An 11,072-nucleotide genomic window follows, 5' to 3' on the forward strand; every position below is an offset into this window, starting at 1 on the left:
ATGTGCGCCGAGGCCGAGGCCGAGGCCGGAGCCGGAAGGCCCTGAAGCTCAATGCAACGCGCAAATCACTCAAACGCCTGTGCCCACCCTGCGGGATTGGGGGAGTCCGCCCCACAGCCGCGGCCTGGTCGCGCGACGGGTTCCAGGCCTGCCTGCGCCCTGGAATGCTATGACGGACCCTGCAGTCCGCTCGGCCACCAGGGAGTAAGTTTCCCGCTGGTAGGTTCCGAGGAGCTTGGGCCTGCCGTTTCTTGCGGCTGACGGCGCCCGTTCCGGCCGGGCAACCGGCGCCGCCGTCCCCGCTCCTGGCCACGCCCACGCCCACTCATCCCGTCCCGCGTCGGGAGTATCCACCCCGACGGGTGACTATGGGCTGACGGGACTTGTACAGGGTCGGCGAGCGCGCGGTCAGAACCAGTGCAGGCAGTGCGGGGGACGGTCGGTGCGGAAGAGGGCGTCGGCGAGGGTGGCCGCGCCCGGGTGGTGGGCCCGGATGTGTCCGGCACGCACGAGCGTGCTCGGGGCGGTGCCGCCGAGGAACGGGTCGTCGACGTCGAGGACGAGTTCGCCGTCCGTGAACCAGCCACGTACGGCCAGCGCACGCGGGACGTCAAGGAGCTGTACGTAGAGCCAGTCCATGGGCGTCGCTCACCTGGCCGGCGCGGAAGTCCGCAAGCTGCCGGCGCAGCGGGTGCTCGGGCGGGACGTGCTTGAACACGACCTGGGAGACCAGGTCGTGTCCGAGTACGAACCGGGCCAGGGCTGTGAAGACGGCGTCGTCGGTGGCGATGGTCTCGTCGACCGCCAAGGTGTTGGACTCGCCGATCGAGTAGCCGGCGTACCCGTCCGGGACACCGTCGGCGTCCCGGTGGACGGCGACGTAGCGCGGAGTCGGAGAGATCGGGGGCTGCCCCGCGCGCAGGGCCCACCAGCGGTGCGGCCGGGACAGCGCGCCGGGCTGGGCGCGGCGATAGCGGTCGTAGACCACTTCCAGGATCTCTCCGCACTCGGCCCGACGCAGCACCGCCACCGAGCCGTTGTCCGAGCCGGTCGCTGGTGCGTCGGCCGCTCCGCGCGCCCGGGGGACGGTGAGGGCGGCCTTGTGGCGCGGCACAGTCAGTTGCGCCGTGTAGATCGCCGGTCCGTAGCCGAACCTGCCGTAGATCGGGCCTCGGAGGCCAGCAGCACGGAGAGGAACTCCCCGCGGGCCCGCAACTCGATGAGTTGGTGCCGCATCATCGTGCTGAGTAAGCCTTGGCGCCGGTGGGAGGGCAGGACGCCGACGGCGGTCACCCCGGAGGCCGGGACGATGGTCTCACCGGGCAGGGTGAGCTCGAAAGGGTACGCGGCAGCGGTGCCGATGGGCCGCCCGTCCGCCGTCAGGGCGAGCTGGCAGAGGTCCATTTCGAGCGCCGACCACCAGAGCCCGCCGCCCTCGACCGGGGCTTCCTGGAACCGCCCGAACGCGGCATGGACTGTGTCGACGAAGACGTCGAGATCCTTGTCGGTCGTGGAACGGATCTCCATCGTTGCCGCTGCATGCCTCCCCATACCATTCCCGCACTGGCTGCCGTTGTGCCGGCCAGTGATGCGCGGCGCGCGAGAGCGTGCTCTATGGGACGATCCACTGTTACCACTTTGGCTCAACTCGTCTTCTGGCACACACGATCGCCGCGCACCGATGTCATTGCCCAACCGGTGAGCCACCTCTTGGCAGTGGGGATGACCACACCATGGGACATCGCCGCGTTGAGGAAGGTGTAGGCGCTCCGAATCGTGTTCTCCCCGCCCTGGCCGCCCCTCGCTGTCCCCTGGTGCACAGGCCCTGAGCAGATATTCGGTTGCTCGCCGGTGAGGGTGGTGGATGCAATGTCCGGCATGGTGACTGAGGTCCGCCCGCCGCGACAAGATGAGATGGCTGCGTACTACCGGGCATTGCCCTTTGCGAACGGGTTGCCGAGCTGGGAGCCTGCTGACGCCGCGTGGCACGGTGGCCCCGAGCCGTGGCCTCCTCAGAACACACCTGCGAGCACTGAGCAACTCGAGAAGTTGGCTGCGGCCGACATCGAGGACGGGGCCTTCCACCCGATCGCGACGTTCGTCGACGGCAGGTGTGTCGGCGCATCGGCGACCATCTCCTTCGAAGTGACGGTCCCCGGCGGGGGAACGGGGAGGATGGCCGGCGTCACTGCTACCGGAGTAATCGCGACGCATCGCCGGCGCGGTTACCTGCGGCGGATGATGCAGGCCATGTTCGAGGCAGCCCTGGAGCGAGGCGAGCCGTTGGCGATGCTCAGCGCGAGCGAGGGCAGCATCTACGGACGGTTCGGGTTCTCGCCCGCGACCTACCGCACCCGGTGGGAGCTGTCCCGCCACGAAGCGGCCCTCCTTCCGGCAGAGCCGGATCCCGGGTCGCTGGAGCTGGTCGACGCTGCGCAGGCGAAGAGGGCTTGGCCCCGGGTGCATACGGACGTGCGGGCTCACCGCGTCGGAGAGCTCAGCCCTCTGCCCGGGCGCTGGGAAGGGCTGTCCGACGAAGCGGACGGCACCAACGGACCGCTGCGCTTCCTCGCCCACCGCGACCAGCACGGCGATGTGGACGGCATCGCCAACTTCCGACTGCCGTGGTCCCCGACCGCGGACCGTGCCGGAACGCTCGTGGTGGAAGCCCTGGAGGCGACGAACCCTGTGGCCTACCGTGCCATGTGGGGACTGCTGAGCGACTTCGACCTCACCAAGACCGTCGTGGCGCCTGGCCGTCCGCGCGACGAACCCCTGCGGTGGATGCTCACGAATCCGCGAGCGATGCGCATCACCCGCCAGACGGACAACCTCTGGGCGCGTCTTCTCGACGTCCCCCGAGCCCTGACGCAACGCTCGTACCTCACGCCCGACAGGCTGACATTCACCATCGACGACGACCAGATGTGCCCGGCCAACAACGGGACATGGCATCTGAAGGCAGACGACCCCGTGGTGACGTGCGTTCCGACCGACGAGGCGGCGGACCTGACCATCACGCTCTCAGCGCTCAGCTCGCTCTACTTCGGTGGCATGTCGGCGCACCACCTGGCGCATGCGGGCCACATCACTCCGCACACCGACGGCGCGATCGGACAGCTTGCCCGGATATTCCGGACCGACCCCGAACCGCACAACTCCTTCGGCTTCTGACGACGGCCTCCTCGCTGAAGTAGCGGGTGTCCGCCTCGGAACCGGCGATTATCAGCAGAGGCCGCGGAGAGATCGACTCGACGTGGATGAACGCGTCGAACGCCATCTGCTTGTCGAGGCTGTGAAGACGTACTTGCCGGGCGCGTTCGGGTGCTGCCCGCGGGGGGTGCAGTAGTAGTCGTATCCCTCGCGGTACAGCTCCGGCGTGTCCTGCGTGATCTCCTCGGCGGACATGGGCACGAAGTTGATCATGAGGAGGGGTTCGCCCGCCTCCTCCCGGCGGGCCGAGCCGACGTCGAACGCGCTGACGGTACCGACCGCCTTGATCCGCGCCTCGGTCTGCGCCGCGTTGACGGTGTAGCCGCCACCGGCGCAGATGCCCAGGGCGCCGATGCGGTCCGGGGCCACCTGGGGGAGTTTGCTGACGTGGTCGACCGCGCACCGGATGTCCTCGACACGGTCGCCGGGGACCTCGTACAGGCGTGCTCCGCCGCCGCTCTCGCCGTAGTGGGAGGCGTCGTAGGCCGAGGCGATGAAGCCCTGTTCGGCGAGCTTCTCGACGTACAGGCCGGAGGTCTGCTCCTTCACCCCGCCGAACGGGTGAGTGGGTGGCGACGATGGCGGCGTACTTCTTGTTCTCGTCGAAGCCCGGGGGCAGGAAGAGGTTTCCCACGACCTGGTGGGTGCCGTGCTGGAAGCTGACCTACCCGGTCGCCGACCGCGTGCCGGGTGACCTCGGAGCCGACCTCGGTGACCACGCCGGCGATCTCGTGCCTGGGGACCACGGGGTAGGTCGAGGGGCCCCACTCGCTGCGGGCGTTGCTGATGTCGGAGTGGCAGATACCGGCGTACTTGATCTCGATGAGGATGTCGTGCGGGCCGACGTCGCGGCGCTCGACGGTCGTGGGCGTGAGGGGTTCGGTGGCGGATGTCGCTGCGTAGGCGTTGACAGTGAGCATGGTGTGTCCGATCGGGTGGTTCTCGCGGAACTGCTGGTGGAGGTAAGGGAATTCGGTCAGCGCGGTTCGAGCCGCATCGTGGTGGAGCTCGCCTCGGGGCTGGTGATGGCCTTGAGGATGTACGCGGCGTAATGCCCGTACTTGGCCCGGTACGCGGTGTCCACGGCGTCGTTGGCCTCGTCGTCGGCGTCGACGATCGTGACGTCCTTCCCGACCCCGTCGGCCTGGATACGGCCTTCCTGGCGGGCCCGGGTGCCGCGGTACCAGTCCGAGGCGGCGCCGTTGACGGAGCGGACGTAGACGCTGTCGCCGACGCGTACGACCCAGATGGTTCGCCGACCACCCAGCTCGCCGTCGCGCCGCCGGGACGCGATCTCCAGTTCCTCCGCGTGTTCGATGCTGTCGAGTTCCTGGCTCGTCCAGGCCGGTGTCGAGGTCATGAGGTGGTCTTCTCCTTGACGTTCTCTTTGAGGAGTACGGAGGCCGCCGCGGTCAGGGCCACGAGCAGCGCGGCGATCAGGAGGCTGGTGCGCAGGCCGTGCAGGAAGTGCTGGTGGTTGGAGACCAGGGCGCCGAAGACGGCCACGGACAGGGCGCCGCCGAGCTGGCGGGACGCATTCAGTACACCGCTCGCCGTGCCTGCGCGCTCGGCGGGGACGCGGTCCAGGAGCAGCGAGGTCACCGTCGGGACGGCGAGGCCGCCGCCGGTTCCTACCGGGATCATCAGCAGGACCAGCAGCCAGGTGGGCGCCGAAGCCGGCGGCACGCAGAGCGCGATCAGGCCGGCGGCCATCAGGAGCTGACCGGTGATGATCGGCATCCGCGCCCCGAACCTCGCGGTGAGGCGGGCGGCGGTCGGGCTGCTGACCGTGGTCAGCAGTGTCATCGGCAGGAACGCCAGCCCGGTGGCCATCGGCGAGAGGTCCTGTTCCTGCTGGAGGTACAGGCCGAGCAGGAAGATCATGCCGTAGAAGCCGACGTTGAGCGCGAAACCGATGGTCGCCGAGAGTGCCATTGTCCGGGCGCGCAGGAGTTCCAGCGGCACCATAGGGTTCCGGCCGCGTGCCTGGGCCGCCAGGAAGACCAACGCCGCGACCACGGCCACCGCAAGTGCGAGCAGCACGGGCGGCGCGCCCAGGCCGACGGCGCCGGCCTCGATCGCCGCGTAGGTCAGGCCGCCCATCGCCGCCACCGCGGCGATCTGCCCGGTCCAGTCGAAGGGGGCGTCGCTCCGGCGGGGGGAGCGGGCGGTGCGGGTGAGCAGGAACAGTGCCAGCACGCCCACCGGCAGGTTGACGAAGAAGATCATCCGCCAGTTGAGTTCACTCAGCACGCCGCCCAGCACCGGCCCGGCCGCGGCGCCCACCGAGCCGCCCATCGCCCACACCGAGATCGCCCGGGCACGCCGGGCCGGGTCGGGGAACGCCTCGCGGATCAGCGCCAGCGAGGCCGGCACGATCACCGCGGCGCCCGCACCCTGCACCAGCCGCGCTCCGACCAGCACACCCAGGTTCGGTGCGAGACCGCAGGCCGCCGAGGCGACGGTGAACACCACGAGCCCCGCCCCGAACGCCTGGCGCGCACCGATCCGGTCGGTCACCGACCCGGCGGACAGCAGCAGCGCGGCGAACATGAGCGTGTAGCCGTCCACCACCCCCTGCAGGCCCGTCATGCCGCCGCCGAAGCCGCGCCCGATCTCGGGCAGGGCGACGTTGACGATCAGGGCGTCGAGCGTCATCACGAAGAAGCCGAGCAGCGCGGCCGCCAGCGCCCACCGGGCACCGTTCGCGGTACCGGGCCGCCCGGCGGCGGTATCGGCCGACGCCGACGGCTTGTCCGATGCGACAGAACTGGACGCCGGCCTGGACCCTGGCCTGGACACGGGACTGGACACGGGGGGATCTCCTGATGAGGAAACGATCTCTCGACGGAACGAGCTCTCGGGTAGGCACGATTTTTCGATACGGAACGAGCTCTCGGTAGGGCACGAGCTCTTCAACCGCCATCCAGCCTGCGCGCCGGACGCATCACATGGCAGGCCGAGCTGTGCCGGGGAGCGCTGTTCGGGGGTGTGACAGGGCCCCTCTGCTCCAGTCCATGGATCCGTCCTGCCCGCCCTGACACACTGGCCGCATGGCACGTGAGCAGCGCAACGGCAGCGACCGCACCGAACTGGGGCACTTCCTACGCGCCCACCGCACCCGGGTGACACCCGAGCAGGTCGGCCTCAAGGCCGGCCCCGGCCTTCGCCGAACACCCGGCCTGCGCCGCGAGGAACTGGCCACTCTCGCCGGTGTGAGCATCGACTACTACACGCGCCTGGAACGCGGCAAGGAGGCCCGCCCCAGCCCGTCCGTCGTCGACGCGCTGGCCCGGGTGCTTCTGCTGGACGAGCACGCGCACGGACACCTGCGGGACCTCGCCGTGTGCGCCGCCCGCCCCACCGCCTCCGTGCCCCCGACGGCGCCCACCTCGACGGTAGGACCGGGGATCAATGTGCTGTTGGAGAGCCTGCGGCCCCACCCCGCGGTCGTGGTCAGCCGCACGATGGACCTGCTCGCCTGGAACCCGGGCGGGCTGCGGCTGTTCGTGGGCATGGAACAGTGGCCGGTCGAGAAGCGCAACGTCGCACGCTGGGTGTTCCTCAACCCCGGCGCCCGCACGGTGTTCGACCACTGGGACGAGCAGATCCGTGCGTGCGTGGGGCGTCTGCGAGCCCTGGCCGGCACCAACCCGGACGCCCCCGACCTCGTCGGGCTCGTCGATGAACTACTGGCCGAGAGCCCGGAGTTCGTACAGCTCTGGGACCGCTACGACGTACGGGCACACACCCACGGCAGCAAGACCTTCCACATCCCGGACGTCGGCACCCTCACCCTCGCCTACCAGTCCATGCAGTTGGAAGGCTTCCCCGGCCACCGGCTGGTGGCCCACTACGCCGACCCCGGCACCCCCGACCACGACAAGATGGTCCTGCTGGACATGGTCGCCACCGGACCGGAGGAGTCGAAGCCCGCGGAAGAGAAGCGGAACTGACGGTCGGCGTCTGACGGCCGGGGCGGGCTCTCGTCGGGGTCAGGGCCGGATCAGGACCTTCAGGGCGGTCCGGTCGGCCATGGCCCGGTAGGCATCCGGTACGCCGTCGAAGCCGACGGTGTGATCGAAGACCCGGCCGGGGTCGACCGTGCCGCCGAGGATGTCGGGCAGCAGTTCCTCGATGTAGGCGCGAGCCGGGGCCGCTCCGCCGGTGACCGTGATGTTGCCCATCATCGACTCGAAGCCGAGCGGGATCTCGGTGTACTGGGCGACACCGAGTCGGCTGATTACACCACCATGGCGGACGATGTTCAGGGCCGTGTCCATCGACTGTGTGGCGCCGACGGCCTCCACCACCGCATGCGTACCGTCGCCACCGGTCAACTCCCGCACCCGCTCGATGCCTTCCTCCCCGCGTTCGGGTACGACGTCGGTGGCGCCGAAGCCGCGGCCCAGGTCCGTGCGGTCCGCGTGACGCCCCATGAGGATGATCCGCTCGGCGCCGAGCTGCTTGGCGGCCAGCACCGCGCACAGCCCGACCGCGCCGTCGCCGATCACGGTGACGGACTTGCCGGGGGCGACCCGGGAGGTCACGACGCCGTGGTGGCCGGTGCAGTACACGTCGGACAGGGCCAGCAGGGACGGCAGCAGAGCCGAGTCCTCGGCCACCGGCAGCTTCACCAGCGTGCCCTGAGCTTGCGGGACCCGGACGGCTTCGCCCTGGCCTCCGTCCACCCCGTTCGGGCCCCACTGGCCGCCGTGCCGGCAGGAGGTGTGCAGCCCCTCAGTACAGAAGTCGCAGGTGTTGTCCGACCAGACGAAGGGTGCGACCACCAGGTCGCCGGAATTCAGCCCGGCCACCTCCGAGCCGACGTCCTCGACCACGCCGAGGAACTCGTGGCCCATGCGCCGGCCCTCCGCGGAGGCGGGCATCGAACCGTACGGCCACAGGTCGCTGCCGCAGACGCAGGAACGCACTACGCGTACGACGGCGTCGGTGGGGTTCTGGATCTTGGGGTCGGGTACGTTCTCGACGCGGACATCTCCGGCGCCGTACATCACTGTTGCTCGCATGGGCCTTCTCCCGATGGGCGATGGTGCTGATCAGAAGTAGCGCCCTCCCGTAGGCACGGGAAGCGCGTCGAGTTCTGCGAGGTCCGCGGTACTCAGCTCGACATCCGCCGCCCCGGCGTTGTCCGCCAGGTACTTCGGCGTCTTGGTCCCGGGGATGGGCACGACGTACTCACCCTGTGCCAGCACCCATGCCGGCGCCACCTGTGCCGGAGTCGCCCCCAGTCGCTCGGCGATCTCCCGCACCCGCTCGGCGATGGCCAGGTTGGTGCTCAGCGCCTCCTCCTGGAAACGGGCCAGGCCGCGTCGGAAGTCGTCCTCGGGCAGGTCGTCGTGGGACGAGAACCGGCCCGTGAGGAAGCCCTTGCCGAGGGGCGAGCACGGCACGAACGCGATGTCCTGTTCCTGGCAGTACGGCAGGACCTCGGTCATCCAGTCCCGTGTCCACAGCGACAGCTCGGACTGCACCGCAGTGATCGGGTGGACGGACTGGGCCCGCTTGATCTGCTCGACACTCACCTCGGACAGGCCGATGGCGCGGGCCTTGCCCGCCGCGACGGTCTCGGCCAGGGCGCCCACGCTTTCCTCGATCGGCACCTCCGGGTCGGTGCGGTGCAGGTAATAGAGGTCGACGTGATCGGTGCCGAGCCGCCCGAGGCTCTCGTCGATCGAGCGACGGATGTGCTCCGGGCGGTTGTTGAGGCCCATCACGGGGTTGCCCTGGGCGTCGCGGGTGAGAGCACCGACCTTGGTGGCCAGCACCGCCTGGCCACGACGGCTCTTCAGCGCCCGGCCGAGGAGTTCCTCGTTGGTGAACGGGCCGTACACATCGGAGGTGTCGAGCAAGGTCATCCCCAGGTCCAAGGCCTGGTGGACAACGGAGATCAGCTCGGCCTCGTCGCGCGGGGCGCCCTGGTCGTAGCTGAAGCTCATGCCCATGCAGCCCAGACCGATGACGCCGACCTCGGGGCCGTCGGGGCCGAGAGTGGTGGTGCGCATATGCCCTTCCTTCGGGTTCGCCGTTCAGCGGGTGCTGCTGCGCGGCGCGTTGTATTCGGCGTCGCCGACCTTCTCCAGCCAGGTTGTCTCCGGGCTGCCGTCGCCCGCGCCCTCCCACATCGCGAGGTGGGTCATGAAGTGGTCGGAGGTCGCACCGTGCCAGTGCTCCTCGCCCGGCGGCGTGTGGACCGTGTCGCCAGCGTGAGCCTCGACGACCGTGCCGTCGCGCGTGCCGATCAGGGCGATGCCGGAGACGATGTGCAGGGTCTGGCCCAGGACGTGCGAGTGCCAGTCGGTGCGCGCGCAGGGCGAGAAACGCACCAAGTTGGCGCGCATCCGCGAGGGCTCCTCGCCGGCGTGGATCACGTCGAACCAGACGTCGCCGGTGAACCAGTCGGCGGGCGCCTTGACGGTGGGCTGCTTCTTCAGGAATTCCAACACTGGGCTCCCTTGCTGTCCTGCTCCGGCCCACTCGTTCCTTGCCGAGGGCCGGACGCTCCCGGTCGTCGCCGAACGGAAATCTCCAATGACATCTGACATCGACCCTTCCCCCATCGCCCGCCGCGTGACAGGGCGGGCTGTGCCGGGGAGTGGCGTTCCGGGGTGTGACAGGGCCCCCCCACACATATGCCGCAGATGCCGCGCGGCCCGCAGACTGGAAGACATGAACAGCGAGCAGCAGAACGGCGGCGGCACCGAGCTGGGCCGCTTCCTGCGCGCCCGCCGGGCCCGGGTGACCCCGGAGGAAGCCGGTCTGACGGCCGGTTCCGGCCTGCGCCGTACCCCCGGGCTGCGCCGAGAGGAACTGGCCACCCTGGCCGGGATCAGCATCGACTACTACGTCCGTCTGGAGCGCGGCAAGGAGACCCGGCCCAGCGCGTCCGTGATCGATTCCCTCGCCCGAGCCCTCCTGCTGGAGGACGACGAGCACGAGCACCTGCGCAGTCTGGCCGCCCGCGCAGCCCGCCGGGCGCCCGAGCCGCCCACCGTGCCAAGCCGCACGGTCCGGCCCGGCGTGAAGCTGCTCCTGGAGAGCCTGCGCCCCCAGCCCGCGCACGTCGTCAGCCGCACCAACGACCTGCTCGCCGCCAACCCAGGGGGAATGCGACTCCTCCCCGGTATCGAGGACTGGCCGGCCAGGGAGCGCAACATCGCCTGTTACCTCTTCCTCCACCCCGCCTCGCGTGACCTGTTCCACGACTGGAACACCCAGGTCCGCGGCTGCGTAGCGCGGCTTCGAGCCCTGGCCGGCACCGATCCCGACGCCCCCGACCTCACCCGGCTCGCCGGTGAACTCCTCCTCAAGAGCCCGGAGTTCGCCCGCCTGTGGGAACGATACGACGTCAAGGGCCACTCCTACGGCCGTAAGACCTTCCATCACCCCGAGGTCGGCGACCTCACCCTCGGCTACCAGTCCATGGAACTGGAAGGTACCTCCGGCCACCGCATGGTGACGTACTACGCCGAGCCCGGCACCGCCGATCACGACGCGATGGTGCTGCTCGACCTGCTCGGGCAGGAGAAGCCCGCGAAGAGGACGCCGCCACGCGACGACCGGTCGGCGCCCGCGGACGCCGATCCCACCTCCCCCCTGTCCTGACCGTCCCGGCGGCCTTCAGCCCCGAACGCGAGCGGTCCTGTTGCCGTCGGCTCCCCTGAGCTCGTTCGCGCCCAATGGCAGCGGGGACTCCGGCGGCGCGAGGGAGGCGTCGGCCAGTCGGCCAGCCGGCGAGTCGCCGTACCGCCCGAGACCGGAATGGTCCGACGGCGCCCTTGCAGCCTTCGGCGAGGCGCCGGGGGCTTCCGCCCAGAGGAGTGAGCAACTCGTCGGGC

Annotated in this window: 9 protein-coding genes and 2 pseudogenes; 3 read left to right on the forward strand and 8 right to left on the reverse strand. The window is 70.0% G+C overall.

The genetic code is table 11. The features are described 5' to 3' along the window. Positions 1-408: 408 nt before the first annotated feature. Positions 409-1,527: pseudogene (locus OG622_RS48265) on the reverse strand (GNAT family N-acetyltransferase). Between the two features lie 387 nt (positions 1,528-1,914). Between OG622_RS48265 and OG622_RS48270 the strand changes: the two are divergent. Continuing rightward, complete coding sequence (locus OG622_RS48270) at positions 1,915-3,174, forward strand: GNAT family N-acetyltransferase (RefSeq protein WP_371584447.1); 1,260 nt, start codon at positions 1,915-1,917, stop codon at positions 3,172-3,174. A gap of 51 nt (positions 3,175-3,225) precedes the next feature. On the opposite strand, the gene OG622_RS48275 is transcribed toward OG622_RS48270, so the two are convergent. The 4 genes and pseudogenes from OG622_RS48275 to OG622_RS48290 all read right to left on the reverse strand — a co-directional run bounded on the left by OG622_RS48275 (position 3,226) and on the right by OG622_RS48290 (position 6,027). Then, positions 3,226-3,762 (reverse strand): alpha/beta hydrolase, encoded by a 537-nt coding sequence (locus OG622_RS48275; RefSeq protein WP_371583671.1) that lies wholly within the window; start codon positions 3,760-3,762, stop codon positions 3,226-3,228. A 113-nt stretch (positions 3,763-3,875) separates the two neighbouring features. Beyond that, a pseudogene (locus tag OG622_RS48280) lies at positions 3,876-4,133 on the reverse strand (alcohol dehydrogenase catalytic domain-containing protein); the annotation flags it as partial. A 56-nt stretch (positions 4,134-4,189) separates the two neighbouring features. Further along, positions 4,190-4,573: a DUF2255 family protein gene (locus tag OG622_RS48285; protein WP_371583672.1), complete on the reverse strand. Its 384-nt coding sequence runs from the start codon at positions 4,571-4,573 to the stop codon at positions 4,190-4,192. After that, a complete protein-coding gene (locus tag OG622_RS48290; protein ID WP_371583674.1) occupies positions 4,570-6,027 on the reverse strand; it encodes an MFS transporter in 1,458 nt (485 codons plus the stop codon). The genes OG622_RS48285 and OG622_RS48290 overlap by 4 nt, the downstream gene beginning before the upstream one ends. Before the next feature lie 239 nt (positions 6,028-6,266). Here OG622_RS48290 and OG622_RS48295 point away from each other — a divergent pair, with 239 nt between their 5' ends. Beyond that, a complete protein-coding gene (locus OG622_RS48295; protein WP_371583676.1) occupies positions 6,267-7,169 on the forward strand; it encodes a helix-turn-helix transcriptional regulator in 903 nt (300 codons plus the stop codon). Positions 7,170-7,208: 39 nt separating this feature from the next. On the opposite strand, the gene OG622_RS48300 is transcribed toward OG622_RS48295, so the two are convergent. Genes OG622_RS48300 through OG622_RS48310 form a run of 3 tightly spaced genes read right to left on the reverse strand, consistent with a single transcriptional unit; the run spans position 7,209 to position 9,677 of the window. Beyond that, the gene (locus tag OG622_RS48300) at positions 7,209-8,243 is read right to left on the reverse strand and encodes a zinc-binding dehydrogenase (RefSeq protein ID WP_371583678.1); all 1,035 of its coding nucleotides are present in this window, start codon (positions 8,241-8,243) and stop codon (positions 7,209-7,211) included. A 30-nt stretch (positions 8,244-8,273) separates the two neighbouring features. Next, on the reverse strand, positions 8,274-9,239 hold the full coding sequence (locus OG622_RS48305; RefSeq protein WP_371583680.1) for an aldo/keto reductase: 966 nt from the start codon (positions 9,237-9,239) through the stop codon (positions 8,274-8,276). Positions 9,240-9,263: 24 nt separating this feature from the next. Further along, positions 9,264-9,677, reverse strand: a complete 414-nt coding sequence (locus OG622_RS48310; RefSeq protein ID WP_371584448.1) for a cupin domain-containing protein — start codon at positions 9,675-9,677, stop codon at positions 9,264-9,266. Between the two features lie 226 nt (positions 9,678-9,903). Between OG622_RS48310 and OG622_RS48315 the strand changes: the two genes are divergently transcribed. Continuing rightward, positions 9,904-10,839, forward strand: a complete 936-nt coding sequence (locus OG622_RS48315) for a helix-turn-helix transcriptional regulator (protein ID WP_371583682.1) — start codon at positions 9,904-9,906, stop codon at positions 10,837-10,839. The last annotated feature ends 233 nt before the right edge of the window (positions 10,840-11,072 follow it).

This window comes from Streptomyces sp. NBC_01314, assembly GCF_041435215.1.
GTDB lineage: Bacteria > Actinomycetota > Actinomycetes > Streptomycetales > Streptomycetaceae > Streptomyces.

What these genes read in the sequence shown, in the direction of transcription:
- OG622_RS48270 (WP_371584447.1), top strand. Translation starts at nt 1,915, where the DNA reads ATGGCTGCGTACTACCGGGCATTGCCCTTTGCGAACGGGTTGCCGAGC.
- OG622_RS48285 (WP_371583672.1), bottom strand. Translation starts at nt 4,573, where the DNA reads ATGACCTCGACACCGGCCTGGACGAGCCAGGAACTCGACAGCATCGAA.
- OG622_RS48305 (WP_371583680.1), bottom strand. Translation starts at nt 9,239, where the DNA reads ATGCGCACCACCACTCTCGGCCCCGACGGCCCCGAGGTCGGCGTCATC.
- OG622_RS48295 (WP_371583676.1), top strand. Translation starts at nt 6,267, where the DNA reads ATGGCACGTGAGCAGCGCAACGGCAGCGACCGCACCGAACTGGGGCAC.
- OG622_RS48300 (WP_371583678.1), bottom strand. Translation starts at nt 8,243, where the DNA reads ATGCGAGCAACAGTGATGTACGGCGCCGGAGATGTCCGCGTCGAGAAC.
- OG622_RS48315 (WP_371583682.1), top strand. Translation starts at nt 9,904, where the DNA reads ATGAACAGCGAGCAGCAGAACGGCGGCGGCACCGAGCTGGGCCGCTTC.